We start from the raw sequence: 25,156 nt of genomic DNA on the forward strand, positions 1-25,156 counted from the left end.
AAACGAGGAAAAAAGGAGAGTCAATCATCCGAGAGGGGCTGATCCGACAGTTTTTTCAATAAATGAAGCGAGAGGAAGCCTGAAAGGACAGCGATTGCGCCCATTGCGATGACCACCCATGGATTGGACCAAAAAGAGAATAGAAAGAGAAGCGTGATAGCCCTCGTTCCATTCAGCATCCACTCTCGTCCATACATAAAAACCAACTGGCTCTCGAACGGGAGATAGCGGATGTATTCGAACTGTTCCGCCTGAAAGTAGGTGCTGTACAGATAAAACCCGATGACAAAACAGACGCTGACGGAAAACAGCGTGAGAGCAGAAGTGTTCACAAGAAGCGCCAGTGGAGGGATAAGAATCAGGAAAAGGCCTGTAACCATCCGCCTTCCCTTATGGGCTCTTTTTGGCAGCAACATGATCATAACAGCCAGTATCAAGGCATAGGAAGCGTTAATGAAAGCCAGTCCCCATTCGTTTGTGGTGATCGTGATGCCAAAATAAATGATCAGGATGGCCGTGTATTGGTGGAACAGGATTTTCGCACCTTGAGCCAGAAAATAGGTCGGATGTTTCGGGAACAGGCGACGTAACTGATGAGGTAACGAAGGGGACGGGGGTACGGGTAACGAATCCTTCGGCATTCTGGTATCGTGGTAGAGAAACAGCAGGAGAGACAATCCCACAACTAAGAAGGATACATCATAGCCAAGGGCCCATATCGAAAGAGCGATGAGGAAAGGGCCGAAAAACGACCAGGCCTGCTTGATGAGATAATAGTACGAAAAATAGTCCGTTATTTCATCTCCTCCTTCTAGATTTGTCACCTTCAGGTTCACAACGGACCAGAAAAATCCATTGAACATCCCCATGCCGATCCCGACGAAAACGAGATCCATTACTCCTGTAACAGGAACAAAACTAAGGTATAGGAATGCCAAAACTCCTCCCACACAAGAATATCGGAGGTTGCCTTTGAAACTTCTGTTCTTCTTAATCATCGTGTAACTCAGGTGGGAGAACAGAATGCTGAACAGGAAGTAGAATGCTGTATACAGAATCACGTAGCGGAAGTCACCAAAGAGGGAATAAAAATAAAGATTCAGGTAAATCTCGTTAAACGTTAAGGTGATGACGTAAAGCGTTTGAACCACAAGGATCGATTTCAATGAACGGGTCATGGGACACCTCCTTTCTCCGAACACTAGCAGAGGGAGTGGCGTTTATCTACATTTAGCGATCCTTTTCAAGGGATGTTAATGAAAAATCAAACAGGGATTTTTTTAGTGGAGGAGGTTCATAAAAGGAACAAGGAGAGGATCTTGTGATGATAGTTGCGTTTGATTCTGAAACGACGTTTGAGCTTCGAAAGGACCCTGAAGAGCAGAATGAGTACCGCATTTTTGCTCAGTACAGCGGGCAAGGGTTTGAGGGAACGAAAAGAAGCGAATGGATTTCAGAACGCCTTGGTACAGATGAAACTGGCCCAACAGGAGAAACAACAGAAAATCCTTGATCAGTTGAAAGATAAGGGCGGCATCGGAGAAGACATGGAAGTCACAATGAAACGCTCTGATTTCTCGGTCTTCACTCTTCAAAAATAAAGAAATATAAAGAGAAAAACCCTTCTATAAAGAAGGGTTTTTTTATGGTTCAAATGATAAAAATTTAACTAATTTTCTTCAGTTTCCACAAGGATTCATCATACACGTCCCTGAATAGTCGGTTTTCGTTCGCTTTGTTAAAAGTGTCCTGAATGATCAAGCCATTACGTGTATGAACCTCGTAATCCACATAACCACCCTGATCAAGAAACGGTCTTTCATCAAAGTCTCCGATAAAGAAGTGCCAGGTTTCCGTTTCGTGCTGCCAGACCATAATATAACGCATGTGCTATCATCCTCTCTGATTTTTGTGAAAACAAGCGTGCTTCTCTCTTTTTTTAAGTATAACCACCAAGCAGGAGAAGTGGGCAAAAATAATAAAAAGATAAGGGTAGGCTATAATCGGGTTCCCATACATACCAAGTAGCAACTCCGAACGGTAAAAAACAAAATCAAACAATAAGGAGGTTAACTTATGAAGGAAAACCATGCATTAAAGAAGAAAATTCGGCACATGAAATGGAAAATTTATTTTTACGAGCACAACTGGTCGTTCCTCGTTGCGTTATCCGTTGTGGTCGGCATTTATAAGTGCGTGGAATCCCAGACGGCTTTTGGGCTTCTTATGTTAACCCCCTTGATTGTGATGAGAAAAACCATTCTTCAGGAAATGAAAAAGAGTGGAACCTTGCGAGAAGAGGTAAAGGCGCTGCAAAAACAATTACATAAAAACCAAAAGGAACAATGTTCACAAAATGCTGAGTGATGACTCAGCATTTTTTAATACGGATTCACATCGATGGTAAAAGCCTTCTTCTCGACACTCCCTTTGTAGGTGGCGTTGTAAAATCGGCATCCGTATTTCTCGGCAAAGGATCGTTTATGGTGATGGCCATAACACCAAGCTTTCCCCTGTATTCGTTCTTTAAAAGATTCTCCGTCAAAGTGAAAGAATCCGAATGAAGGAACACTGTTTTTTAAGAAGTAATCAGGTGGTCCGTGCGTCACAATCACATCCGCTTCGCCTATAAGGGAAAGGAGCCGTTCTTTTTCCCTTCTGGCCCAGGTAATAGGATCATCGATCACACCCCCATGCTTGTCGGCTAACCCCCGTTTCTCCCACTCTGCTAAAATATCTCCTTCTGTTGCGCCGTGATGCTTCATCAGACTTTCTCCATCAAAGAAGATCGGGCTGCCCAGAAACGTAATCCCGTTTACGGTAACGGGGGCATAGTGAAGGGAGTGGACACCTTCCATCGAGTGAAGGATTCCCTCCAGCCGTTCATAGTGCGCTTTGGCAGCCTCCCATCGAGAACCGTTGTCGTTGTTCCCGTGAACGGTAAGGATGGTTTCATACGTTTCCCCTAACCGTCTCATAAAACGCTCGTTCCGCACATCGTCAAAACCGAAATCGCCAGCAAAAACAAGAATATCAGAAGGGGCGTCAGGGATGACCTCATCCGCTGCCCGTTCAGGCGAGTGTTCGCATTCATCGAGATGCACATCCGATATCAGATCAAATTTCAAACCCACCACCTCCGCCCTTTCTTATAGTCGATTGAACGAAAAAGTCAATGATGGCAGGAAGAACATCACTGTTATTTTCCCGTTTTTCGCCACATCAGGCTATACTAGGAGGGTAGAACCTACACTAGAATATGGAAAGATATAAAGGAGATGACAGGATGAACATCCAGGATGTATTCACGTTCACAGAAGCAGTAGAAATATGGGGATTAAACCATACCATGGATATCGAGGATGCTATTCGTTACAAGAAATTAGATCACTATGAAACGAAACGAAGCGGAGAGGTTGGGCTCATTACCCGAAAAGGGATGGAGAAACTATTTGGAAAAGAACCGTACTTCAGACGCATGCAATGTGTGAAGCGGAAAGGGGAAGACACGAATGGGTTCGGGATCGCTTATGAAATCCTGCACAAACCACACGGAAACCCGTCTTACAATATCATGTTCGCGGATATGGACGAGGATTTCGGCGTTTGGGAGACACCCGAATATGAGCTTGAGTCGTTAACACCTAAAGAAGTTGAGGCTCATCTAGCTTATATCCGAGAGAATCAAAAGGAGTTCGCACCATTTGTGATGCAGCTGAATGATTTAGGGGAGGTCTTCCCTCACCACATTTTAGAGGACGAAGAAATGAAGCGGATTCGCCAACGGATTGAAAAGGAACGTCAACACGCTTAGTCATCAGGGTCAAATGAAACTCCATAAAGAAAGGGAGAGGACTATGATGAAACCTGGGAACATTTATAAAATAAAAGGAAGTGGCGAGGAAACCACTATCCTGAACGCGTGTCTGAACGTATATGACCGAATAGACGATAACGGCCTCGTAGGGTTATACTGCGGGGAAACCCATACGGTTTATGAGTTTTTGAATCTATCAGGGGAAGTCTTTTATGTGACAAAAACCACTGAATTCCAAACGGGACCAACAAGGCTGCCAAAAGAGGTTCGCAAGAGCTTGACGGAATGCTACAAGGCGAGGAAGAAACAAGAAAAGCTGCACGCGACGTTCAAAAAGGTGAAAGAAGAATGGGATGAAGGGCATATTCGATCGCACACCTTCAAGGAAAAACTACGAGAAGCGTCCCACCATTTTGATATGAAAGAAATCAAAGGGATAGAATCCTATAATGAACGGGATCGGACATTTTCTTTTCTTGTAAACCACTATACAATACAGTCAGCAAGAGCAGAGAGCCACGATTTCCTTTCAGAAGATCATGAAGGAAACCTATTTATAGGAGATTACAAGAAAGCGTGTGAATCTATCGTTCCTTCTCTGTCAAAAGCGGATCGAAAAGCGTTAAAGGGGATTCTTCGGTCAACAAACGTTGTGGGAATCGAACGAAGTACAGAAATCAAGGAGCAGAATAACCTGACAGGCTCACTTACTCTTGTCTTAAAACCAAAAAACGGGGTTACACTTTCCGATGTAGAAGAGGATGTAAGAGCGATCGAGGAATGGAAGAAAAAACGATTCGGTACTCCATCCGCTTCCTGTTCAAGATAAAAAACGCGACAAAAAGCATGCACGAAAAGAGGCCAAAAGGCCTCTTTTTTCATACATGCACGCAGTGTCCGTACCTGCGGCTCTTCCCGCACAGGTTGCACGTTCCGTTTTCGTCTTCTGTCTGCCTCCGCCACTTTTCCTCAGCGGATTCGGCAGGTTGTTCGAATTCAATATGTTCCTCATGGAGTTCAGAAGCACGCTTCATGTCATCATAAAAATCGTCCCAATCCTCGATTGTCCATCGATCTAACTTCCTGCAACACTCCTCACAATACCTTCCTTTTTCATAAGGGTACTCGCGATGTTCCAAATCTTTTTTGAATTCTCCGCAATAATTACAAGCCATATGGAATCCTCCCTTTTTCTTACAAGATTAATCGTAGCACTACAAGTGCAAGGGATAAAGAGGATTTGGCTCCCGAAAGGCACAGCCGTGCTAATGGGATCAGGAACAGAAAAAAAGAGGCTCCAATCAGCCTCTTGTGGGTCTGTTATGTCTTATTTGGATGATGCTTGTTCCTGGAATAAGGCATCAATATGAGATTTGGGTGGATAGTTGCCATAATCGTGCATCAGTTGTTTAAAAGACTCTCGTATGGAAGGGTTATGCGAATGTTCCAGGGATTCAAAGTAGGACGCTCGCCCATTGCTCGTATAGGAGAAGGAAAGCGTATCGGAATCGGCTGTTTGGAGGGGTGTCACGGTTTCTCTGTTCAGATCAATGAGAAACATTTCCGCATCTCCTTTATTCACATCATAATCCTCATACATTTTGAACATTTCTTCAGAACGTTCCTTATCCTCTTTAAAGAAATGATCAAGCGGTACCATGTGTGTTCCGTTTCGTCTGACGAACCAGGCGAATCGATTACCCCACTGAGGTCTTTCAATCGTCAGCAGGTTGAGGTCATGAACATAGAAATCCGCTTCGTAGTGGCGAACAATGCGTTCTTTGATCTCATGCATCTTTTTGAAAACAGGGTCGTCCGACTGTTCCAGCTCTTTTTTTCGAGCTTCGCAATATTCCTTTTTTTGTTCTGATGACAGATTATAATATTCCGAGGCTGGTATTCTTTTCATGTTCCACACTCCTCTTTTCTGATTTTGACTATTATAACAGGACACCAGAGAGAGATGGGAAAAGAAGTGAATAAAAAGAAAAGGAGAACTCGATCCCACATTGACTTTTTGTGTTTTTGCGTTATGGTATCTTTACTGAGCTGGAATCATTATAAGGAACGAAAAGGAGGAAAAAATGGAGAAACAACCCTTATTTTTAAAAAACCTGACCATCGATGAATCCTGGAGACCTTTTTTTGAACAGCCACAGATCCAAAACATGCTGCTGACGATTGAAGAAAGCATAGGAGACCTGTTCACCCCCGCTCCCTCTCAAGTCCTTCGCTTTGCCAATACAGACTTACACACCCTGGGGTGCATCGTCTACGGCAGAGACCCCTATCCTCAATTAGTGGAAAGGGGAGAGAAAAAAGGAGAGTTCGTAGCCACGGGCAGATCGTTTGAAGTCAATGGGATCAAGTCGTGGGAGGAACTGAAACGAAACGCCTCCCTGCGTAACATGATCAAGCTTCTTCATAAATCCGCTCTTGATGAAAAAAGAAGCGCATCCTTTAAACGCGTGAAAAAAGACATTCGGACAGGAGCATTCAATCTGCCGTCGCCCGACAAAATTTTTGATTATTGGGAATCGCAAGGGGTTTTGTTCCTGAATCGCTCGTTCACCTGTGAGGTAGGAAAGCATAAGGGAGCGTCAGGGAAACACGAAAAGCTTTGGACCGATTTCTTTTATGAACTGTTAGGCTATATTGTAAAGAAAAACGGGGGTATGAAGCACTTCTTATGGGGTAAAGCAAGAGACTTTGCTCCGAGCTTAATGGAGCTTGGCGTCAACCAGGATCAGATTTTTCAGAGTCATCATCCATCCTATCCGTGCGAAGAGAAAGATGGGTACGAAACGAACAAAGCATTCTTAAACAATAACTGCTTTATAAAAACGAAAACGAGAACACTGTGGATACCAAATCGGACAGACTCACGGGACGTCCTCCCATAGCCATATCCGAAGTCCATTCACCTAAGGGGGAGTCCTTACTCCCCCTTTTTGTTTCGAACACGTTCTTTTTCCCTTTCAATATCCCAGTACACATTCACAAGCGGGGTGATCCCGCTCATCATCTCCATCCATTCTTCGCTTCCTTTTTCTGCCTCTTCCGCTTCCTCTGTCAAATCCTTGTGCATGAAATGAATGACTTCCTGAAGGTCATTGAGCCGCTTCAAACTTTCCATCCCGTTATCCCTCCTTGTTTTGTTCATTTATTATCCTTCTTATTCCCATACTAATCGGCATAGGAGGGACTTGGCAAACCAGGAACAAAGACCAACAAAAAAAGCAAAAGGAATCAGGTTCCTTTTGCTATGTGTTTAGGACATGGTTTTCTTATCCTTTTTTTCTTCCTCGTTCAAGGCTCGATCAATGCCTCTCAATTGTTGGAGGGACAATGCTTTAACATTCAGGTTTCCGAGTTTGCCGATCAGTTTCGCGCGTTCCCTGTGTTCTAAGACGTCTTTTGTAATCGGTTGTAAGGTTGAGCGGATATCCCAGGTGCTGCGGACACCTTTTTCCCTGCCCTCGCTTGTATATTGTTTGCCGTCGACTTTGATAATTCTCGTTGGTGTGATTCTCGTAACAGGTTTTAACTCATAACGAGTCCCGAAGGCGGTGTGAGTCTGTACCGCGACTTTATCCCCTTCTTTTAATCCTTCCAACCACTCTTGACGTTCCATATCGATCATCCTTTCTGGGCTGTCTTTAAGTTTCTTCTATTTTATCAACGATGGAAAAAGAAGGGGCGAAAAAATATCATTTTTACATGGAGGGTACGGGAAATCAAGTATGATCTCTATTGAACATAAAAAGCAGAAGGATAGAGATTCCTTCTGCTTACGGGTTTGGAGCTGATTTTTTGATGTTTTATTTTTCTTCGCGCAAGATTCGATCAAGGTTTCTTAATTGATTGAGGGACAATTCTTCGAACTTCAGGTTTCTCATTTTGCCTATCAGTCTCTCTTGCTCAATATGTTCTAACACTTCTTTTGTAATCGGTACTAAGGAGGAGCGTCTGTATTCCACACCTTTTTCTGTGCCTTCCCTGGTGAATTGGGAGCCAAGTACTTTTATAATTCTCGTTGGTGTGATTCGTTTGATCGGGGCTACACGGTACCGAGCTATAAAGGCAGAGTCAGACTTTATTGCGACCTTGTCTCCCTCTTGCAATCCATCCAACCACTCTTGACGTTCCATATCGATCATCCTTTCTTATTGTTTTTATCTGCTGTTCTTATTGTATCCCTGACAGGGGGAGTGTGTTCAAAAAAGAGAAGAACTTCTCACAGGTTCACTTTTTCCGCACCTTTCCACAGAACCCCTGCTATACTTAGTAAAAACAGAGGTGAAGATGAATGGTAACCATTCTAATCGGAAAGTCAGGATGCGGGAAATCAAGCATCGAATCCCATTTTGAGCGCGTCATTTCCTTCACAACAAGACCCCCGCGAAAAGGGGAAGTGAGCGGTGTGGATTACTACTTTTATAGCCATGAGGAATTCGAAGAGCTCCTCGAAAAAGGGGAAATCCTCGAGCACCACACGTACTCAAATGGATTCACCTACGGGGTGACGAAGAAAGAAGCAAAACGGATTAAGAGTCTCCCTCACGTTGTGGCTGTCATGAACGGAGAAGGGGCGACCAATATGAAAAAGATCTTGGAAGAGGAAGGAATCGCTGTCAGGGTGGTCTGGGTCCATACAGATCAGGACATCCGAGTGAAACGTCTTCACGAAAGAAGTGCTGAAACAGGCGAGACCCTATCGGAATTAGAGGAGCGGATAGAAGAAAGTCACCGCGACGGGGAAATCGCTCTGTGTGACGCGATCCTCTCGAATAACGGAACGGTAGAAGAAGCGGTTTCAGAGCTTGAAGCTTTGATGTCGTGGCCCTCTTGTGACGTAACGGAAACAAGGAAGTGATACTCAAAACACGCAGCGATGCGTGTTTTTGTTTTGATGCCTCAACATGACGAAAAGATTGTCGGCCCGTTCTCTTCTCAAAAAGGAAATGGCGGTTTTTTTCACGGCGGTCAAAAAAGCAAGTATAATAAAGAAAAGAGGGAATAAGAAAGGAAGATGAATGTGAATAAAACTGAGATTTTAAAAGCATTTAACGACCGTTTCCAAAAGAATGAAAAGACGTTTGATGACATGATGGACACGTTAAGCGAAGAGTTCGGAGAATTTGTGGATGATTTTGAAGATGCTCAAATGGCGTATGACGAGATAGATAGCGAATACGAAGGTTTTATCTCTGAACATTTTGTGTATTCTTTATCGGAAGACGACGAGACTTGGTCCGTTGAAGTCGGGAATGGTTACAATGAGGAAGTAATACAAAACGTTCAAGAGGCTTATGATCGTGATGATCTCACCACAACAGAAGAAGTGGTTGCTTTTATGGAACGTAAGGTTATGAAGGACATGGATAATGCTGGATGCGACCCTTATACAGCTCTGCGAATGAATCTTGAAGATGTCGGTGTTGACGATGCATTTGTTATAAGGGGAGCCGAAGCAGAACCAAGATTAGAACTCTATCCTGAAGTTTAAAAAAGGGGATCCTCCCCTTTTTTTTGTTCATCGCTCTCAACTTTCCCTCCGTTAGAGAAAGTGAAAACAAGCGGGTTAGTCGTCTTGGAGCAAACCATCACAAATACACGTATAAAACATAACGCTGGTAGAGCGTTATGTTTTTTTTGTGAGGAAAGCGTCACCTCGCGCCGAAAGGATAAAGGAACATCAAAAGAAGAGGTGATGAGGGTGAGTGTGATTTCTCCTGTATTCTGGTTTTGTGTGGCAGGCGTGTTCTTTGTGCTTGAGCTGTCGGTGGCAGGGACGTTTTTCGCGGTCCTGATCGCGGTTGCAGCCTTGCTGACAGGGTTTGTGGCATTGGCAACAGAGAATGTGTATCTCCTGTTTGGAAGCTTTGTCGTTTTTTCACTGATAGGGATTTTCTTCGGGAAACCGCTTCTCGCAAAATGGTTTCACATTGATAGGACAACAAGGGCGTCTACCGTGGATGCGTTAATTGGAAAAGAAGGAATCATGACCAAAAAGGCGACGGCTCATGAAAAAGGATACTCGAAAATAGGCGGGGAAGAATGGGCCACGTCTTCAGCAGACGACGGAACCCTGAATGAGGGGGATCTTGTCGTTGTCGTGAAAATAGAAGGAGCAACGGCTATTGTGAGTAAAAAACAGGTTGGAGGTGAAGGGGAATGATGATAGAGATGTCTTATCTGTTAATCGGAATTTTAGTGTTTGTGGTGTTTGTGTTAGGGGTTTCGTCGATCAAGATTATTCGTCAGTCTCGCGTGGCAATGGTGGAGCGGTTCGGGAAATTTCACCGCGCCCTTCCTGCTGGGTTTCATATTGTGGTCCCGATTCTTGACCGTATCAGCATTAACGTCGATATGAAAACGCAGGTGCTTGATTCGGATCCGCAGCCTGTAATCACAAAAGATAACGTTGGTATGACCATCGACACGGTAACCTACTACAAGATCACGGATCCGTTTAAAGCGGTCTATGAAATTGAGAATCTAGAAAATGCGATCATGAACATCACCGCTACAACGCTTCGTGACGTGATCGGGGGTCTTGAGCTTGATGAAACGTATACATCCCGTGACGCCATTAATGCCCGTCTCCGTAAAGAACTGGACGAGGCAACAGATGCATGGGGTGTGAAAGTAGAACGAGTTGAAGTGAAAAACATTAACCCACCAGCTGATATCCGTGAAGCGATGGAGAAACAAATGAGAGCGGAGCGAAACAAACGTGCTCAGATTCTCGATGCGGAAGGGTTAAAAGAAGCACAGATCCGAGAAGCGGAAGGACACAAGGAATCAGAAATCCTTCGTGCTGACGCCGAACGGGAATCGCAAATCCGTCGCGCTGAAGGGGAAGCGCAGGCCATTGAACGCCTGGCATCAGCCGAGAAAGAACGGATTACGGTCGTTTACGAAGCGCTTAAAAAGGCTGAGTTAGACCAATCCATCCTGACCCTTGAATCGATCAAAGCCCTTGAAAAGCTGGCGGAGAGCGATAACAAAATGCTTGTTCCATATGAGGCATCAGCTCTTATGGGTAGCGTGAAGGCACTGAAGGATATCGGAAAATAGAAAAAGAGGAGCCTCGGGGCTTCTTTTTTGTTTATCTTTTTTCAATCATTCCTGAAAATGGTAGTACACTGATAAGGAACAAAACCAGAAAGGATGATGAGGATGATGGCGCATGAAACGGTTGTTAAAAGAGCGGAAAATGAGAAGTATATATTGAAAATTGAGCAAGACGTCGATGCGGAGAGCCCGAGAGAATGGGATAACTTAGGCACTATGATTCACTGGCATCCTCGGTATGTTCTCGGTGACAGAGGTATCTCAAAAGATGACTACGAAGGCGCTGAAGAAGTGCTAAAAGGAGAAGGTGGAAATGTGAACGACCTCTTATTTTTGCCACTTTATCTTTATGATCATTCTGGGCTCACAATGAACACGACTGGTTTCCACAGTCAGTGGGATTCAGGGCAAGTTGGCTGGATTTATGTCACGAAAGAAAAAGTGCGAGAATGGTTTGGAGTAAAACGCGTCACAGAAGCCGTCCGCGAAAAGGCGCTGGAACGGTTAGTGGGCGAAGTTTCGGTCTTTGATCAGTACCTCCGAAATGACACGTACGGGTTTATTCTCGAAGAAAAGAAAGAAGATGGAAACGAAGAAATTGACAGTTGCTGGGGTTTTTACGGAGACAATGTTTTTGAAAACGGGATGGAACACCATTTTACAGAGGAACACCGTGATTTATTAAAGAAGTTAGCGTAGAAACGAGAACCAAAAAGAGAAGCCTCTGCTTCTCTTTTTTCATCCGAAACCCCCTGTTCTTTGCTATACTGGTTCTATCATGAAATGGAGAGGCTGATATTATGTTAACGATTACAGGTGTGATCGCAGCGAGAGAACTGGACTATCCATTCGATGGAGAAAAACGCAAACGAATCGAAGCCGAATTAACGATTGACGTTCCTGGAGGAGACAGTTTACAAACGCCTTCTGGAACTGTGATCCAAGTAGAACACATCAAGGGAGAAAAAGAACTTCGCGGTTACCGTTTCTTTGAAAAAGGGACGGACCGTAAAATTCGTTACGGACTGAAACCAGGAGAAGAAAGGGTCGTCATCGACTATATCGAAGATGAAGTGGTCCCGTACTACGTTTTTTAAGGGACTGGAGGGAAAACATGGCGTATATCCTGTTCCCTTTCATGATGGTCGGGTTGAACCGTCTCATTTTCAAGACTATCGATCTCGACAAAAATTAAGATCCGATGCTTAACTGCATGGGTATCAGATGAAAATGATGGAGGTTGAGCAATGAAACAATACGAATACCTTGTATTAAAACTGTCGAAATTAGAAGAAATGGCTAAAGAAAACCAAACGTGGACGGACAGGTTGTCTGGAAACGAAGCGGAAACAGCAGGCTTAAACATAATGGGACGGGAAGGCTGGGAGTTGGTTTCTGTCTCTGAATACGTCTGCTATTTCAAGCGTCCAACCAATTAGAGTTCTAATGTTATAACATTCTACCATCGGGAACTCGGCATCGAGTTCTCTTTTTTCACGCACGAAAAAGCCCCTGTGCACGAAACTGCACAGGGGCTTCTCTGTAAGTATTGAGAGACACTCACAAAAATCACAATTTAGGGTTCACCATCCAATCGGGAAAGAATGGATGGTGAATGCCTATTATAGCACAATTCATAAAGAAATAAAACATTACGGAATGCGGCCAATTGTTATGTGAATAAACCATAATGATCCAAAATGTGAGAAAGCAGACCGCTTAAACGACTGCTTTTTTTCATCCCGATCCCATATACCCTGGTCTTTAAGATAGGTTATGATGTATGGAATTTATAAACATTTTTTTGTTCAGGGACGTCCTTTTGAACACAAAAAGACGAGGGAAGGTTTCCTCTTATTCTGTTTAGAGCCTTATAATGGAGAAAAGCAAAAACAGAGAGGAGCATGAAGGATGAGGACAAAAGCGTTTGTAGAAACGGCAAAAAGCATCCTGGAAGATACCGACTTAACCGATACGTGCGAAGAAGTAAGTGAGGCGTTCGTAATCGGGTTTGGGGAACTGGGATGCCATACCGTTATCGTCCGCGGAGATTTCATCTCACATGAAAATGGTGGTGGCCACTGCTGGATGGAAGTCGAGGGTGTGCCAATCGATTTCACCGTTTCACAGTTCGGAAGCTACGAAAATGGGATTCTCTCGGAAAAGTTTTATAACGAGCATTACCGAAAAATCGAAGCTGTACCGAGTTCGGAACTCACCGTTATCGAAGACGAAGATGAGGCACTCTTGTGTGATTGGGCGTTGCCCTATGCCTTGCTGCAACAATTCCGATCCAAAACACAATAAAAAGCGCTTCCCTTATGGGTAGCGCTTTTCTCGTGGATTTTGCTCCGAATCATTTTGCTGTTTTGCTTCTTCCTCTTTTTCCTGCCGCTTCATCTCAAGCACTTTATCGAGGGTAAAGCGTTTAAAAAACTGGACCATTTTGCGTTTTTGCTCAGGTGACGGTTCTGGGTAGCTCAAAAAGATCTTCCTTCCGCAGGTTTATTGGTTAACGTATAGGGGTTCCGCTTCTTCCGTTGACATCATACACGATGCGACCGTCTTCGTTTTCGCGTTTCGTGATTTTCCCCTCCTCGATCAGGCGATCAAGTTTGACCTGAAAGGATAGGTAATCGTCCACTCCGATTAGATCCGATAACACTTCAAACGGGGTTTCCCCGTGTTCTTCTAGCGTTTTGATAACACTCATCTCACGACCTCCTTCATTCTGTTATCTTTGATAGTACCATATTTTTTCTCGGAGCCGAAACAAGAAAAAACACACCATTTGGCGTGTTTTTCTGGATTATTTAACGACACTATACTCAATTTCAAACGTATAGACGTTCTCGTATTCTTTGTTTTCGAGTCGTACATAGGCCTCTCCAAATTTCCCATCCGTGATTTCAGCGCCATTTTCCATATGCTCTTCAGCATCGTTTTTCATAGCCTCAATCGCTTTTTCTTTCGATTCGTAAACATCACAATAATACTCCTGCTCTCCACTTCCTAATACATTGATTTCTTTCAGGATATAAATATCCATAGAATCTCCTCCGCTTCTTTGTAGGGGTTATCCCCCGTATGATAGCACGTTTTTTCAGATATGGCAGAAATAGGGAAGTCGTTTATATTATGGGCGTTCCCATGTTTCCGTGTGCCCATCCATGATCAGATGATACAGCGGGGTGAGGTCGACGATGTTGTAGAGCCTCGGCTCTTTCGCCAGGCACAGGACGTCGATCGTTTTCCCATGAGTGCTGACCGTAATACGAAAGTCTCCGATCCCTACATAATAATTGTTATCCGCATAATACGTATCTCCCTCATCGACATTGGCAGGGTCTTCTTCGAACCCGTATTGTTTTAAGATGTTGAAGCTTACATCGTCTTTTAATTTGATGCCCTTCATTAGAATCATCCTTTCTTAAGGCTTTCGTTTTCCTCATTGTACTATGAACTATGCTACGATGGAGAAAAAGGGAGAGAGGGTGGTTATAAGATGGAAGACTGGGAAGCTGCGCCTGTAAAAGATACCCCTTATAAGCTTTTCGAATATGCCTACGGCCGATGTCATTTGTTCGCACGTGCCTGTCACGAAATGTTTGGAACGAGGATGCTCGCAATATGGGATGATGAGTTTTATTTCGAGGATGAGGATGAGCCGACTCTTGTTCTGACCCATATGGTAAGCGTCTGGCCTGACGGGTCCTGGATGGATGCAAGAGGAAACGTGACGGAAGCGGTTATTAAAGAAGATTACGAGTTTGAAGGCTATCTGCTCCAGGAGCTTTCAATAAAAGAATGGGAGGAAGCGGTGGCTTCAGGGAAGCTCGATCCTCCAGACGAGGGAGAAATGGAAGCGCTGAAAGCCTTTTTGCGCGAGAATAAAGAAACGTATCAGAAAAGATGGTTCCAAGAAGAGGTGAAGTCAACTACCCCACGCTTAAAAGCGGGGGCTTGTCGGGAAATTCATAACGAGCTCTGAGTTGACCAGCATTGGTTCCTTTATGCAGAAATGCTAAAGAGAACTCCGTTAAGAAGGTGCATACCCTGGAATGCTTCTCCAGTTCTAGGCTCTATGGAATATAGATTAAACAGCCAGCTAGGGGTGTAGCGAGTCGTGTCTATATTGTTCTCAACCCTTCTTAACGTGTGCGAGGAGAGATGAGCATGCGCTCACGTTACCATCGAAAGATGAGTTAGATTTAAAATCTCGCCCTTGTGGTGGAAAGGAGACTATTTTTATGGTCTTTGTATTAAATAAAAATAAAAAACCACTCCATCCTTGTTCTCCTGCGAAAGCTAGGAAGTTATTAAAACAAGGAAAAGCAGTGGTGCACAAAAACTACCCATTTACAATTCGTTTGAAAGAGTTAAAAACACAAGAAACAAATAACCAATCGTATCGATTGAAAATAGACCCTGGAAGCAAAACAACGGGTATTTCGATTGTTAAAACCAAAGAAGTTGTTTTCTTAGGAGAAATTCATCATAAAACAGATATTAAACAGAAATTAGAATCAAGAAGAAGTTTTAGACGGGGTAGACGTAACCGTAAAACTCGTTACCGTCCAGCACGATTTTCAAATCGTAAGCGTCAAGAGGGTTGGTTAGCGCCAAGTTTGATGTCACGAGTGGATAATATCCTTTTATGGGTAAATCGATTTAAAAAACTGATTCCTATCCAAGATGTTAGCCTGGAACTCGTTAAATTTGATCTTCATAAAATGCAAAATCCTGAAATATCAGGTGTGGAATACCAACAAGGGGAGCTTGTCGGCTATGAAGTTAGAGAGTATCTACTTGAAAAGTTTAATAGAAGATGTGTCTATTGTCACACCGAAGGTGTTCCGCTTGAAATAGAACACGTTCAACCTAAATCAAGAGGTGGTTCTAACCGCGTTAGCAATTTAACGCTTGCTTGTCGCTCTTGTAACGAAGAAAAAGACAATATGCTTTTAAATGAATGGATTGAAAAATTAAAGAAAAAGAAAACACGGCGAAACAAGCTCATTATTGAAAACATTAAAATGCTCGAACCACAACTGAAAAAGAGCTTAAAAGACGCAACGGCTGTCAATGCAACAAGATGGAAGCTATTCCATGAGTTAAAAGAAGCATTTGAAGTGGTTGAATGCGGGAGTGGCGCCAGATCTAAAATGCAACGCATTCATCATTCTTTACCAAAAGAACATTATTACGATGCCACGTGTGTTGGAGAATCAACACCTGAACAATGGATGTTTAAAACGAATACTGTGTTGCAAATCAAAGCGAAAGGCAGAGGTTTTCGTTACCGTTCTGGAACAAACAAATATGGCTTCCCAATCCGTTACATGCCGAAAACCAAATACATTTGTGGGTTTCAAAGCGGAGATATGGTTAAAGCGCTTGTTCCAAAAGGTAAATATAAAGGGGCTCATTACGGCACGATCGTCATGCGTTCCACAGGACGTGCTGATATTAAAGATTTGCAAGGAAATCGAATTGCTCAAGGGATTGATTCGAAATTCGCAAGCGTTCTGCAACGATTCGATGGGTACTCTTATTTTCTTCAAAAAAGAACAAGTTAAATATGAGGGGCAATTCCTCCTCACACATGAATGTGGAGGCTTCCTTGCCTCGTCGTTTGGGAATATGGGTCTTCATATCAATGAGACAAAGGGCGATTTCGTTTTTCAGGAATGGGAAGAGAACGCCTGCGAGGCATTCGAGGAGAAGCAAAAGGAAATCGAAGAGGGTGGTTATCTCTATAAAGGAAAAGAGGAACACTACCTTCATACGTTCTGCACGTTCGAAAAAGAAGGAAATGAATTGGTGCTCACGATGAGCAACCGCTAATCCAAAAAGCAGCAGGAGCTCCTGTTGCTTTTTTTCTTATCAAAAAAACCATCGGAGGCTCCGACGGTTTAGGCAATACTGTTCTTTTCTTGGTTTAGGGCGAGTTTAAGAGAACGGGATATGAGTTTTGCCATGTCATACACCATGCTTAAGCGGGTGTTTTGGAGAATGAAGTATTCCATATAGCCGCCTGCATTGACCACGCCGCCGATCGACATATCGCCTATTTCAGGAAGCTCTTTGGCTACGGCAGCACCAGGCTTCACGGGAGAAGAGTCAACGACAACCGATCCGATGCTTGATACTTTCCCGAGACAGGCATCGATGCCGATGATGAAAGCGTCCTTGTGTTCTGTTTTTAACCGATACACCGTTTCTTCTAAGTTCGTGGCATGTACGGGGGTATGTAACGTCCCGTAAACGGTTGTCCGCTTCAGGTTTTCTTTTTCGAGGAAGGTTCCGACCAGGGGGCCTAAAGAGTCACCTGTGCAACGGTCGGTTCCGATGCAGACGATGACGATTTCCCCATCAGACGGGAGGCGGTCTCCGATTGCTTTTGTGATGGAGATTCGGGCATTCGGTTCTTTCATCGGGATACGGGAAGGGAAGCTGTTTTGGCCTGATCCATTAAAAAAGGGTTTTTTCTTGAACACGGACATCGCTCCTGTCATTTGTTTTCATATATTGTAGTCGGTATAAATGAAAAGTGGAGAGGAAAGGCGGGATTCTTTTTTTGAGTAGGAAGCGGAAACGTGTATTTGATTAGGGGATACGGGGAATGATAAGATGAGAAGTAATAAAGGACCAAAAATTTTGTGTTTATGTTTTCAATTGAATGAAAGTTGTTATTGATTATGATCGAGTTCACAAATACCTTACAGTGCTATACTTTCCTATTGATTAAAGTGTTGGTATATGAAATAGTCCTTCTTCGTTTTGGTATCCCTTGGCTATACTGTCCTACTAATTAAAGTGTTGTTATATGGGGGCGGAACCATCCCCCTTGCCATTGTAGTTATGAGTGGAGTTCGTTTCGGTAAAAAAATGGGGGTTGTTCCTCTGTTTAACCCTTATTTTCAGCATTTTTTATGTGAACGACATAATCAATATAAGTCTTGTTGAGGTATACTGTCTTACTGAAATAGGTTGTAATAAGATCGCAAATGTAAACCAGGCAGCCGTGTATGTTATACGGTCCTGTTGATTAAAGTATTGTTAAACTTCAGATACTCTAGAGTTGTTGTGTTGGACGGTTATACTGTCGTACTGATTAAGGTGTTGTTATAATATCAAGTAACGTGCAGTTTAATGTGATTAGACTATACTGTCCTACTGATTAAGGAGTTGTAGCTTGGTTAAATGTGAAACGCATGTACGTCTCCCAATCAATTAGAGGGTGTTGCAAGAATTGATAATACGATACAGCGTAGCTACACTGCTCTACTGATTAAAGTGTTGTACTACTCTCCGACTTGAAGCTAAATCAGCTAGGGAGGCTATACTGTCGTACTGATTAAGGTATTGTATTAATAGGGAGAGAAGCCGAATGCGTGTGCAAGTAGCTATACTGTCCTGTTAATTAAAGTGTTGTTATACGGAGGTCACTGTACGCTTAAAAGATATTTTAGCTATACTGTCCTGCTGATTAAAGTGTTGTTATATGGCAGCATGATCTTCAACTGGTTTGATGTAGACTATACTGTCCTACTGATTAAGGTGTTGTTATATGGAAGAGGAGAATAAGGGCTACTTTTAAGAGACTATACTGTCCTACTGATTAAGGTGTTGTTATATGGGGTGGAGCCAAAACCCTTATTATGACGAGGATCATCGGGGTTCATTCCGATAAAAAAATGGGTTTCCGCCCTCCGATAAGGTTTTATTTTTACTGTTTTTTTATCAAAACGTCCTCTTTTTGAGGTCATTACGATAGGAAGTGAAAGGATGCGCGTTACGGATGCTGAAATCGACTCACTATTAGAAAAAGCGATGGAAGCTAACGGGATTAGCCGTTGGTGCTCGGGATTCCAAACGGTGAAACCTCCGAAAACAAATGAGAACCTTATGATGAACGAAGCGATCTCAAAAGGCTCTGTGTTACAGGTTCATTTAAGGGATGGCAGTACCTCTGAACCGCTTCTTAAGAAAAGAGTTCTGTTACGCGAAATGAAAAGGGCAAAAAAAGAGAAGGTGCTCGATTTCGAACAGGTAAGTGTCTCTGAGGCTGATCTGATTGTGCAACAGGCTTTGTTCAAGAGGGTATGCTATCCGATTGATTAAAGTGTTGTTATGAAAAAGGCAGATTAGTATTTATGCTATACTGTCCTGCTGATTAAGGTGTTGTTTAAAAAGGTCAAGCTAGAGATATGTCTTCCAGGGGATAATCTGTCTTTTTAATAAAAATGGGTTTTGATTCTACGATCTTCCGTGTCATCTATGGTTTTATTATATAAGTTCCACATCTGTCGCTCAGGGTTGAAACGAATGATTGATTCGGAATAGACGGAAATGATAAATGGAGTACAAGTATGTTAGAATAAGAATAGGGATAGGTGTGAAAGGCGTGTAACTATACTGTCCTACTAATTAAAGTGTTGTTATATGAGGAATCGTAGCTGACATGACTTCATCATAGCTATACTGTCCTACTGGTTAAAGTGTTGTTATATGTCAAGTTCTCGCACTCAAAGTGCTATACTGTCCTCCTGATTAAAGTGTTGTTATATGGCAATTCGTAACGCTATTAACGAAGCAGTAGCTATACTGTCCTGCTAATTAAAGTGTTGTTATAATAACGTCTTCTTCGAAGATGTAATGGATAAGCCTATACTGTTCTACTAATTAAAGTGTTGTTATAATTGAAAGGCGAGAAAAGACCATCCCTGGATGCTATACTGTCCTGCTGATTAAAAGGTTGTCAGATCACGAAACACGGATACCCTTATCATCCAACCGATGATAAGGGTTTTTTGTGTTCCAATGCCTTTCTCTTTATTCAATTTCCACGAAGATGGAATATCTGAGCCCGATCCCTCATAGAGTAAAATAAGGCCAGAGGGTCGGTGAAAAGGAAGGGGAGAACGCTCGTGAAGCGGAACATAAAATATTGGATGGTTGGATTGGTGATCCTGTTTGTCATCACTGGTGGAGGAAAAGCGTTTGCCACCGTACAAACATTTAAAGACGTGGCGCCTTCGTATTGGGCGTATGTCCCGATTGAATGGGGAGCAGAAAACGGGGTGATCCGAGGCTATCCTGATGGAACGTTTCGGGCAACGGAGCCGCTTGAAGAAGTTCATATCGTGCGGATCGTAGCCAATGCCATTAATGATGGGCATTTGGTGATAGACGGGGAAGACGCCAGTTCTTATGAGTATTACCAGTGGATGCGGGACCAGGGGGTGCCACTCGGGGATTTCGAGAACCGTGATCACCATGTTACACGAGGGGAGATGGCTGTGATTCTCGTTTCGGCTCTCCAAAGAGAACCTAAAACCTTGGAAGAAGCGGTCGACTACCTGTTTGAAAAGGGCATCACAGACGGTTTCTACACAACGGGATCCATGATGGAACGCTACGCACCAGAGAAAACGTTAACAAGAGCCCAGGCCATGGTATTCATGATGCGGGTATATGAAAACATGCCCGTCACACCCGTAGTCGAATCGATACGATGACCGTTAGGCATGCATGTTCATGAACTGTATAAAAAAGGGGTCTGATCATAGGGGGGATCAGGCTTCTTTTTTTGTTGGAAAAACCATGTATTTGATGGGGAGAATGAGGGATGATAAGATAAATACAGATAAGTTTGATTGGCTAAAAGCTACATGATCGGTTGTTACCCATCACAATCACTAACCTTGGATATGCTATGCTGTCCTATTGATTAAGGTGTTGTTATATGTCTACTCACATATTGTAGGTTCGAATCCTAGCTATACTGTCCTGCTGATTAAAAGGTTGTTATACTAGTCATAGTCGATATTATCAGCAAATATAAGCTTTACTGCCCTACTGATCAAGTTGTTGTGCTACTACATTGAGTAAAAACCCCCGTCATGACAATATGACGGGGGGATGATGGGGAGATGGACGCTAACCTCCCTGGTAAACGAATTTCTAATGTTTTCGTGAAGTTGAAGGACGAACGTCGAGCACCAATGGTTCACTATACTGTCCTACTGATTAAGGTGTTGCACTAATTTATTTACCATCGTTGAAGTTGCTGGCACAGCTATACTGTCCTGCTCATTAAAGTGTTGTTATATGAACGTTGGATTCGCAAAGAAACCACCCAAGACTATACTGTCCTACTAATTAAAGTGTTGTTATATGGGGTGAAACCAAAACCCTTATTATGACGAGGATCATCGGGGTTCATTCCGATAAAAAAATAGGGTTTGATCCTCTGATTAACCCTTATTTTCCGTATTTTTTTATGTGAATGACATAATCAATATAAGTCTTGTTGAGCTATACTGTCTTACTGAAAAAAGGTTGTTAGTGTTTCGTTTGAGAAACAATAGTGTATTAGCAGCTATACTGTCCTATTGATTAAGGTGTTGTACTAAAAGACTATGCCAAAACCCCTGCCACAGCAGTTAGGATCAGGGGGTGGTTTCGGTGAAAAAATGGGATTTGATTCTCTGGTCAGCCCTCATTTTCCGTATTTCTTAATATGACTATGATTGAGCTGTTGTAATGCTAAAACTACTAGTGTAAGGGTAAGCGAGATAGTTATACTGTCCTACTGAATAATAGGTTGTAATAAGATTGCAAATGTAAACCAAGTAGCCGTCTATGCTATACTGTTCTGCTGATTAAAGTGTTGTTATACTGTTAGGGGTATGAATGTCGAACAGATGACTGCTATACTGTCCTATTGATTAAAGTGTTGTGCTACCCTAGCAGGCAAAGCGCAGGACATGGCACAGGCTATACTGTCCTATTGATTAAAGTGTTGTGCTACCAGGCTATTCCAAAACCCCTGTCATACCAAAGTTGGCAGGGGTTCTTTCGTGTGGAAAAGCAATCATTGGAACCCATATCACTCAAAAAAAATCAGGTTTTTTCGCCAAAACTCTGAATGATCTTGTAGTATGAGATCGTTAACCACAAAGGAGTGATAAAATGAGCGAAGCGTTACATAAGTTTTTAAATGTTCAGATTGCGAATTTTAGTGTTTTGCATGAGAAGGTGCATCACTATCATTGGTACGTAAAAGGGGGTCCTTTCTTCTCCATCCACAGTGAATTTCGGAATGATTATCAGACGGTGACCCAATACGTGGATGATCTTGCTGAACGTTTAATTATTGTGGGCGGCAAACCGTCTTCCTCGTTAAAGGAATATCTGAGGGATACGACGCTTGTTGAGAATCAGGGTGAAGCCACGACCGCGCAGAAGATGGCGAAAGGGCTGGTGGCGGATTTCAAACAGCTCCAGGGTGAGTTGAAAGAAGGAATTGAACAGTTCGGGGAAGCGGGTGATCCTGTTACAGAGGACATCCTGATTGGCATGCTGACCTACATCGAGGAACGCATCTGGCACTGGGAAGCGTTTCTTGGCCACACGGCATAACCAGACATGGCGTCTGGTTTTTTTATGCGTTTTGGATTCAGAGGGTACTATTTTCCTAGAATTGTAGTATAATGGTACCTGCACTATTATTTGGATATCATAGATTTTGGAGGGGTAAACATGACAGAACAAAAAGGGTTTGGCATGGCGCTCTTGATTTGGTTTTTCTTAGGCGGTTTTGGGGGACATCGCGTGTACATTCAGGAGAAAGTATCCGTCTTATTATGGTTTTGGCTGGCAAACGCTTGCACATTAGGTATTCTGGCGATTGTGGATGCATTCCGTTTAAAGAAGATGATCATCGAATCGCAGCAAGCCACACACAATATCACAACCGCTTCATAAGAAAAAGCGCTCAAAAGGAGCGCTTTTTTTGTTTGAGTAATGGTGATCATATCCTCCGCTTCTCTGGCATATAATGGGGAAACTATGCAAAGAGAGGGATATGCTAAATGGAACTTCAAAAACAAGAATACCCTGGGTATCACAAGGAACTACGAAATGGATTGTTTATGGAAACGCATGAGTTCAGTTTCCCTGGTCATCTCACCAACCATAAACTCTACACCCGAGAAAGTTTGGGCGAGTTCTCGGTACCGATTGGGTGTTCGATGATTACCATGAACATGGAACCTTCCATCAGAGAGTACACAAGAAAATTTGCAATCAATCACTACGGGTTTTATTTCGGGGAAACCGCCGTGCGCACGATCAAAGGAGCAAAGTGGAGATACGATAAAAAGGAACCCTATGTGGCGATTTATAAGAAGGGGAAACATGTGGATTCCTTCTACCCACACGACCGAATGCGCGATATAATGAACGGGGACACAACGCCGCTAGCTGATCTTTTGTCCGAGTATGACCGTAGTGCGTCTCACAAAAAGCGCAAGAAAAACCTGATTGTCTTTCCTGAGAACAGGAAAAAGGGACTCTGAATAGGGAACAGAAAAAAGACTCCAAATGGAGTCTTTTTTTGTATTTACGCGGATAAAAAGTCTTCTAGATACGTGTCCCCATCCAATCCGTAATACTGATTGGCTGATTGCAATTCTTTGAGTGTCGGGTTTCGGTAAACCCCGTATTCAGACATGGTATCGTTATAGTCTCGATCACTCTCATGTTTCCATTCCTCATGGGCTTCGATCACTTCCTCTGTTACATCTCCTCGATAGTTATGGGAAAACGTTGTTTCAGAAAAGGTGATCTCCTTTGGTTTCTGGAATCCTGTGTAGAAATAATACGTATCGCTCATCCTAATCTTCCTCTCTTCGTTTTTACTAGTATAGCCTTCTCAGAGGAGAAGTGAGGAAATTCCCGCGTGAAATTCAGAAAAAAGTGGCGATCATGATGAAAAAGGCGATGAGAAAAATGATGATCGCACTAACGAAGGGAACGACGGAGAGCAGAATCGCACGCCGTTTCCACACCTTATCTTTCTCTGCAAACGCCAGATTAAGCGAAACGAAAAACACGAGAAACCAGATTGCCAGCACTCCGTCGCCAGAAGAATCATAAAGCCCGCGTCCACCCATTGCGAGGAACACAGAAAACGTGTTAAAAAGAGACAATCCGATTGAAATCTTCGCTTTTACAGCATTTATATATATTCCCGAAGGCTTCAGAAAAAATAAGGATATCGCAATCGATCGCAGAACAAAACCACCCCTGGTTTTGTTCTTTTTTGTCTTCTTTCTCCCAATCTTATACACTATGTAAAAACCATAAGGGGAGGATACGCGTGAGGATCAAAATACGAGCGAAGAGGTTTGGTGTAGACGAACTTCAACTTGGGGAATGGTACGTGATGGGATACGAAGGAACAAAGTCAGTAGACCTGTTTCAGTTTTCAAGAAAAGATCAGGTGATCCTGTTCGGGTGCATCAGCGGTGTGGGCATCAAACAAAGGAGGGGCTCCAAAAAGGATTTGAAACGGGAAATCCGCGACGGAACGGTGCGGTTCCTGTACCCTTGTTGAATTTGACGCATGCATCCACTTAACCTATCATTGTAGTTAACATATATGTTAAGGGGGGCTTAAAATGATAAAAACAGAACGAGCATATAAAAGAGCGTTAGAGGATCTCGAAACGCAACAGAACCATATCCATAATGAAAGAAAACGATTTGAAGATATCGGATTAACGGAGGATCAAATTCAACAAGCGTTAGAACCCCTGCATAGTTTTAAGGACCTGATCAAAGAAGAAATCAGCTTTTATGAAAGCGCCACGAATGGGGAGTTCCCAGCCACAATCCAGTTATCTGAGATCGGAGTTTATCTCATCGCTTACCGAATCTACAAAGGAATCAACCAAAGCGAGCTTGCAACAAAACTGAACGTATTGCAATCACAGGTAGCAAGAGATGAGAAAAATGAATACTACGGGGCAAGCATCGAAAAGATGGTAAACGTGATGAAGGCGATTGGAATGGAAGCCGAGTTAACCATCATATCGTGAATTCTCCGCTACTTTCCCCACCACCCCCAGGGTTTCCTGGTTATAATGAGGGAAACGGAAGAAGGAAGGTTGATCCTATGAATAAAGAAAAGGTGCTGGAAGCACTGCAAAACCTGAAAGAAGAGCGTCACGAACAGGTCAATCACGAGGTTCGGTTTTCTTATAATCACGGCTATGTATGCGGGGAAGTATCAGGAATTGTGATGAGTATCGAAGCGGTTCAGAAACAGACGGAAAAATCAATCTTCGAGGACTTGTCTTCATCTGATTATGAGAAACTTTTTGCTGATTATCTCTCATACAGGGAGGATCGGCATTACCCTGTATCACTTGATGAATTCTTTAAGACATTGTACTGGTTATGAAA

At 43.1% G+C, this 25,156-nt stretch carries 39 protein-coding genes; 25 read left to right on the forward strand and 14 right to left on the reverse strand.

Translation table 11 applies throughout. The features are described from left to right. Positions 1 to 20 precede the first annotated feature (20 nt). Complete coding sequence (locus IMZ31_RS23415) at positions 21 to 1,178, reverse strand: hypothetical protein (RefSeq protein ID WP_207530858.1); 1,158 nt, start codon at positions 1,176 to 1,178, stop codon at positions 21 to 23. A gap of 143 nt (positions 1,179 to 1,321) precedes the next feature. On the opposite strand from IMZ31_RS23415, the gene IMZ31_RS23420 reads away from it, so the two are divergent. Further along, positions 1,322 to 1,513, forward strand: a complete 192-nt coding sequence (locus IMZ31_RS23420; RefSeq protein WP_207530859.1) for a hypothetical protein — start codon at positions 1,322 to 1,324, stop codon at positions 1,511 to 1,513. A 152-nt stretch (positions 1,514 to 1,665) separates the two neighbouring features. Here IMZ31_RS23420 and IMZ31_RS23425 read toward each other — a convergent pair whose 3' ends face one another. Continuing rightward, positions 1,666 to 1,887 (reverse strand): hypothetical protein, encoded by a 222-nt coding sequence (locus tag IMZ31_RS23425; RefSeq protein WP_207530860.1) that lies wholly within the window; start codon positions 1,885 to 1,887, stop codon positions 1,666 to 1,668. Between the two features lie 189 nt (positions 1,888 to 2,076). Here IMZ31_RS23425 and IMZ31_RS23430 point away from each other — a divergent pair, with 189 nt between their 5' ends. Further along, positions 2,077 to 2,367 carry a hypothetical protein gene (locus IMZ31_RS23430; protein ID WP_207530861.1) on the forward strand — a complete coding sequence of 97 codons (291 nt, stop codon included), beginning with the start codon at positions 2,077 to 2,079 and terminating at the stop codon, positions 2,365 to 2,367. 14 nt (positions 2,368 to 2,381) lie between these two features. Here IMZ31_RS23430 and IMZ31_RS23435 read toward each other — a convergent pair whose 3' ends face one another. Beyond that, positions 2,382 to 3,128 (reverse strand): metallophosphoesterase family protein, encoded by a 747-nt coding sequence (locus tag IMZ31_RS23435; protein WP_207530862.1) that lies wholly within the window; start codon positions 3,126 to 3,128, stop codon positions 2,382 to 2,384. A 158-nt stretch (positions 3,129 to 3,286) separates the two neighbouring features. Here IMZ31_RS23435 and IMZ31_RS23440 point away from each other — a divergent pair, with 158 nt between their 5' ends. Continuing rightward, positions 3,287 to 3,814, forward strand: a complete 528-nt coding sequence (locus tag IMZ31_RS23440; protein WP_207530863.1) for a helix-turn-helix domain-containing protein — start codon at positions 3,287 to 3,289, stop codon at positions 3,812 to 3,814. A 43-nt stretch (positions 3,815 to 3,857) separates the two neighbouring features. Beyond that, positions 3,858 to 4,646, forward strand: a complete 789-nt coding sequence (locus IMZ31_RS23445; protein ID WP_207530864.1) for a hypothetical protein — start codon at positions 3,858 to 3,860, stop codon at positions 4,644 to 4,646. A gap of 49 nt (positions 4,647 to 4,695) precedes the next feature. Here IMZ31_RS23445 and IMZ31_RS23450 read toward each other — a convergent pair whose 3' ends face one another. After that, positions 4,696 to 4,992, reverse strand: a complete 297-nt coding sequence (locus IMZ31_RS23450) for a hypothetical protein (RefSeq protein WP_207530865.1) — start codon at positions 4,990 to 4,992, stop codon at positions 4,696 to 4,698. 152 nt (positions 4,993 to 5,144) lie between these two features. Then, entirely contained in the window at positions 5,145 to 5,726 is a 582-nt protein-coding gene (locus IMZ31_RS23455; protein ID WP_207530866.1) for a hypothetical protein, read from the reverse strand. A gap of 175 nt (positions 5,727 to 5,901) precedes the next feature. On the opposite strand from IMZ31_RS23455, the gene IMZ31_RS23460 reads away from it, so the two are divergent. Continuing rightward, positions 5,902 to 6,720 (forward strand): uracil-DNA glycosylase family protein, encoded by an 819-nt coding sequence (locus tag IMZ31_RS23460; RefSeq protein WP_207530867.1) that lies wholly within the window; start codon positions 5,902 to 5,904, stop codon positions 6,718 to 6,720. 35 nt (positions 6,721 to 6,755) lie between these two features. Here IMZ31_RS23460 and IMZ31_RS23465 read toward each other — a convergent pair whose 3' ends face one another. The 3 genes from IMZ31_RS23465 to IMZ31_RS23475 form a co-directional block, all read right to left on the reverse strand. Continuing rightward, positions 6,756 to 6,953: a hypothetical protein gene (locus IMZ31_RS23465; protein ID WP_207530868.1), complete on the reverse strand. Its 198-nt coding sequence runs from the start codon at positions 6,951 to 6,953 to the stop codon at positions 6,756 to 6,758. 135 nt (positions 6,954 to 7,088) lie between these two features. Beyond that, a complete protein-coding gene (locus IMZ31_RS23470) occupies positions 7,089 to 7,451 on the reverse strand; it encodes a hypothetical protein (protein WP_207530869.1) in 363 nt (120 codons plus the stop codon). A 187-nt stretch (positions 7,452 to 7,638) separates the two neighbouring features. Further along, complete coding sequence (locus IMZ31_RS23475; protein ID WP_207530870.1) at positions 7,639 to 7,968, reverse strand: hypothetical protein; 330 nt, start codon at positions 7,966 to 7,968, stop codon at positions 7,639 to 7,641. A 158-nt stretch (positions 7,969 to 8,126) separates the two neighbouring features. Between IMZ31_RS23475 and IMZ31_RS23480 the strand changes: the two genes are divergently transcribed. The 8 genes from IMZ31_RS23480 (at position 8,127) to IMZ31_RS23515 (ending at position 13,204) form a co-directional block, all read left to right on the forward strand. After that, positions 8,127 to 8,693: a nucleoside/nucleotide kinase family protein gene (locus tag IMZ31_RS23480; protein WP_207530871.1), complete on the forward strand. Its 567-nt coding sequence runs from the start codon at positions 8,127 to 8,129 to the stop codon at positions 8,691 to 8,693. A gap of 162 nt (positions 8,694 to 8,855) precedes the next feature. After that, positions 8,856 to 9,326 carry a hypothetical protein gene (locus IMZ31_RS23485; protein ID WP_207530872.1) on the forward strand — a complete coding sequence of 157 codons (471 nt, stop codon included), beginning with the start codon at positions 8,856 to 8,858 and terminating at the stop codon, positions 9,324 to 9,326. Between the two features lie 210 nt (positions 9,327 to 9,536). After that, the gene (locus IMZ31_RS23490; RefSeq protein WP_207530873.1) at positions 9,537 to 9,998 is read left to right on the forward strand and encodes an NfeD family protein; all 462 of its coding nucleotides are present in this window, start codon (positions 9,537 to 9,539) and stop codon (positions 9,996 to 9,998) included. Next, positions 9,995 to 10,900 carry an SPFH domain-containing protein gene (locus tag IMZ31_RS23495; RefSeq protein WP_371825516.1) on the forward strand — a complete coding sequence of 302 codons (906 nt, stop codon included), beginning with the start codon at positions 9,995 to 9,997 and terminating at the stop codon, positions 10,898 to 10,900. The genes IMZ31_RS23490 and IMZ31_RS23495 overlap by 4 nt, the downstream gene beginning before the upstream one ends. A gap of 102 nt (positions 10,901 to 11,002) precedes the next feature. Next, complete coding sequence (locus tag IMZ31_RS23500; protein ID WP_207530874.1) at positions 11,003 to 11,596, forward strand: hypothetical protein; 594 nt, start codon at positions 11,003 to 11,005, stop codon at positions 11,594 to 11,596. 101 nt (positions 11,597 to 11,697) lie between these two features. Then, complete coding sequence (locus IMZ31_RS23505) at positions 11,698 to 11,994, forward strand: DUF6509 family protein (protein ID WP_207530875.1); 297 nt, start codon at positions 11,698 to 11,700, stop codon at positions 11,992 to 11,994. A gap of 150 nt (positions 11,995 to 12,144) precedes the next feature. Further along, on the forward strand, positions 12,145 to 12,336 hold the full coding sequence (locus IMZ31_RS23510) for a hypothetical protein (RefSeq protein ID WP_207530876.1): 192 nt from the start codon (positions 12,145 to 12,147) through the stop codon (positions 12,334 to 12,336). Positions 12,337 to 12,808: 472 nt separating this feature from the next. Next, positions 12,809 to 13,204: a hypothetical protein gene (locus IMZ31_RS23515; RefSeq protein ID WP_207530877.1), complete on the forward strand. Its 396-nt coding sequence runs from the start codon at positions 12,809 to 12,811 to the stop codon at positions 13,202 to 13,204. Positions 13,205 to 13,216: 12 nt separating this feature from the next. Here the strand turns inward: IMZ31_RS23515 and IMZ31_RS23520 are convergent, their stop codons facing one another. The 4 genes from IMZ31_RS23520 to IMZ31_RS23535 all read right to left on the reverse strand — a co-directional run bounded on the left by IMZ31_RS23520 (position 13,217) and on the right by IMZ31_RS23535 (position 14,312). Next, entirely contained in the window at positions 13,217 to 13,381 is a 165-nt protein-coding gene (locus IMZ31_RS23520; protein WP_207530878.1) for a hypothetical protein, read from the reverse strand. Positions 13,382 to 13,409: 28 nt separating this feature from the next. Next, the gene (locus IMZ31_RS23525; RefSeq protein ID WP_207530879.1) at positions 13,410 to 13,610 is read right to left on the reverse strand and encodes a hypothetical protein; all 201 of its coding nucleotides are present in this window, start codon (positions 13,608 to 13,610) and stop codon (positions 13,410 to 13,412) included. A gap of 96 nt (positions 13,611 to 13,706) precedes the next feature. Beyond that, positions 13,707 to 13,946, reverse strand: a complete 240-nt coding sequence (locus IMZ31_RS23530; protein ID WP_207530880.1) for a hypothetical protein — start codon at positions 13,944 to 13,946, stop codon at positions 13,707 to 13,709. An 87-nt stretch (positions 13,947 to 14,033) separates the two neighbouring features. Further along, positions 14,034 to 14,312: a hypothetical protein gene (locus IMZ31_RS23535; protein ID WP_207530881.1), complete on the reverse strand. Its 279-nt coding sequence runs from the start codon at positions 14,310 to 14,312 to the stop codon at positions 14,034 to 14,036. Positions 14,313 to 14,402: 90 nt separating this feature from the next. On the opposite strand from IMZ31_RS23535, the gene IMZ31_RS23540 reads away from it, so the two are divergent. The 3 genes from IMZ31_RS23540 (at position 14,403) to IMZ31_RS23550 (ending at position 16,744) form a co-directional block, all read left to right on the forward strand. After that, a complete protein-coding gene (locus IMZ31_RS23540) occupies positions 14,403 to 14,888 on the forward strand; it encodes a hypothetical protein (RefSeq protein ID WP_207530882.1) in 486 nt (161 codons plus the stop codon). Positions 14,889 to 15,147: 259 nt separating this feature from the next. After that, the gene (iscB, locus tag IMZ31_RS23545; RefSeq protein ID WP_207530883.1) at positions 15,148 to 16,476 is read left to right on the forward strand and encodes an RNA-guided endonuclease IscB; all 1,329 of its coding nucleotides are present in this window, start codon (positions 15,148 to 15,150) and stop codon (positions 16,474 to 16,476) included. Positions 16,477 to 16,540: 64 nt separating this feature from the next. Beyond that, positions 16,541 to 16,744 carry a hypothetical protein gene (locus IMZ31_RS23550; protein ID WP_207530884.1) on the forward strand — a complete coding sequence of 68 codons (204 nt, stop codon included), beginning with the start codon at positions 16,541 to 16,543 and terminating at the stop codon, positions 16,742 to 16,744. A gap of 68 nt (positions 16,745 to 16,812) precedes the next feature. On the opposite strand, the gene yyaC is transcribed toward IMZ31_RS23550, so the two are convergent. Continuing rightward, on the reverse strand, positions 16,813 to 17,397 hold the full coding sequence (yyaC, locus tag IMZ31_RS23555) for a spore protease YyaC (RefSeq protein WP_242705742.1): 585 nt from the start codon (positions 17,395 to 17,397) through the stop codon (positions 16,813 to 16,815). Between the two features lie 1,291 nt (positions 17,398 to 18,688). On the opposite strand from yyaC, the gene IMZ31_RS23560 reads away from it, so the two are divergent. The 5 genes from IMZ31_RS23560 to IMZ31_RS23580 all read left to right on the forward strand — a co-directional run bounded on the left by IMZ31_RS23560 (position 18,689) and on the right by IMZ31_RS23580 (position 23,265). Next, positions 18,689 to 19,024 carry a hypothetical protein gene (locus IMZ31_RS23560; protein ID WP_207530885.1) on the forward strand — a complete coding sequence of 112 codons (336 nt, stop codon included), beginning with the start codon at positions 18,689 to 18,691 and terminating at the stop codon, positions 19,022 to 19,024. Between the two features lie 806 nt (positions 19,025 to 19,830). After that, complete coding sequence (locus IMZ31_RS23565) at positions 19,831 to 20,421, forward strand: S-layer homology domain-containing protein (protein WP_207530886.1); 591 nt, start codon at positions 19,831 to 19,833, stop codon at positions 20,419 to 20,421. A gap of 1,456 nt (positions 20,422 to 21,877) precedes the next feature. Next, complete coding sequence (locus IMZ31_RS23570) at positions 21,878 to 22,327, forward strand: Dps family protein (RefSeq protein ID WP_207530887.1); 450 nt, start codon at positions 21,878 to 21,880, stop codon at positions 22,325 to 22,327. A gap of 120 nt (positions 22,328 to 22,447) precedes the next feature. After that, on the forward strand, positions 22,448 to 22,672 hold the full coding sequence (locus IMZ31_RS23575; protein ID WP_207530888.1) for an NINE protein: 225 nt from the start codon (positions 22,448 to 22,450) through the stop codon (positions 22,670 to 22,672). 107 nt (positions 22,673 to 22,779) lie between these two features. After that, positions 22,780 to 23,265: a hypothetical protein gene (locus IMZ31_RS23580; protein ID WP_207530889.1), complete on the forward strand. Its 486-nt coding sequence runs from the start codon at positions 22,780 to 22,782 to the stop codon at positions 23,263 to 23,265. Between the two features lie 44 nt (positions 23,266 to 23,309). Here IMZ31_RS23580 and IMZ31_RS23585 read toward each other — a convergent pair whose 3' ends face one another. Then, on the reverse strand, positions 23,310 to 23,582 hold the full coding sequence (locus tag IMZ31_RS23585; RefSeq protein WP_207530890.1) for a hypothetical protein: 273 nt from the start codon (positions 23,580 to 23,582) through the stop codon (positions 23,310 to 23,312). Positions 23,583 to 23,674: 92 nt separating this feature from the next. Here IMZ31_RS23585 and IMZ31_RS23590 point away from each other — a divergent pair, with 92 nt between their 5' ends. The 4 genes from IMZ31_RS23590 to IMZ31_RS23605 all read left to right on the forward strand — a co-directional run bounded on the left by IMZ31_RS23590 (position 23,675) and on the right by IMZ31_RS23605 (position 25,154). Continuing rightward, positions 23,675 to 23,845, forward strand: a complete 171-nt coding sequence (locus IMZ31_RS23590) for a hypothetical protein (protein WP_207530891.1) — start codon at positions 23,675 to 23,677, stop codon at positions 23,843 to 23,845. 223 nt (positions 23,846 to 24,068) lie between these two features. Next, positions 24,069 to 24,305 carry a hypothetical protein gene (locus IMZ31_RS23595; RefSeq protein WP_207530892.1) on the forward strand — a complete coding sequence of 79 codons (237 nt, stop codon included), beginning with the start codon at positions 24,069 to 24,071 and terminating at the stop codon, positions 24,303 to 24,305. A 64-nt stretch (positions 24,306 to 24,369) separates the two neighbouring features. Then, entirely contained in the window at positions 24,370 to 24,789 is a 420-nt protein-coding gene (locus IMZ31_RS23600; RefSeq protein ID WP_207530893.1) for a helix-turn-helix domain-containing protein, read from the forward strand. 77 nt (positions 24,790 to 24,866) lie between these two features. Continuing rightward, positions 24,867 to 25,154: a hypothetical protein gene (locus IMZ31_RS23605; protein ID WP_207530894.1), complete on the forward strand. Its 288-nt coding sequence runs from the start codon at positions 24,867 to 24,869 to the stop codon at positions 25,152 to 25,154. Positions 25,155 to 25,156 lie beyond the last annotated feature (2 nt).

This window comes from Pontibacillus sp. ALD_SL1 (assembly GCF_017355605.1).